The following is a 304-nucleotide window of genomic DNA, read 5'->3' on the forward strand; positions in this document are numbered from 1 at the left end:
CATCGGCTCCATCAGCGGCGAGTGGAACGCGTGCGACACCCGCAGCCTGCTGACCCGGCGCCCTCGCTCCCGGAACACCTCGGCGACCGCCTGGACGGCCTCCTCCACACCTGAGACCACCACGGAGGACGGGCCGTTCACCGCGGCGATCGACACGTTCTCGGTGAGGTGCGGCAGTACCTCACCGACCGTGGTCTCGATCGCCGTCATCGCGCCCCCGGCCGGCAGCGCCTGCATCAGCTGACCACGCGCGGCGACCAGGGCGCAGGCGTCGCCCAGCGAGAGCACCCCGGCGACATGGGCC

General features: G+C 72.7%; 1 protein-coding gene. It reads right to left on the reverse strand.

Annotated elements, in window-relative coordinates; translation table 11 throughout:
* The coding region (locus KM933_RS38895) for an acyltransferase domain-containing protein (RefSeq protein WP_221362434.1) at positions 1 to 304 on the reverse strand (304 nt) is incomplete at both ends.

Origin of the sequence: Streptomyces beigongshangae (assembly GCF_019710745.1) — a bacterium.
Taxonomy (GTDB): domain Bacteria; phylum Actinomycetota; class Actinomycetes; order Streptomycetales; family Streptomycetaceae; genus Streptomyces; species Streptomyces beigongshangae.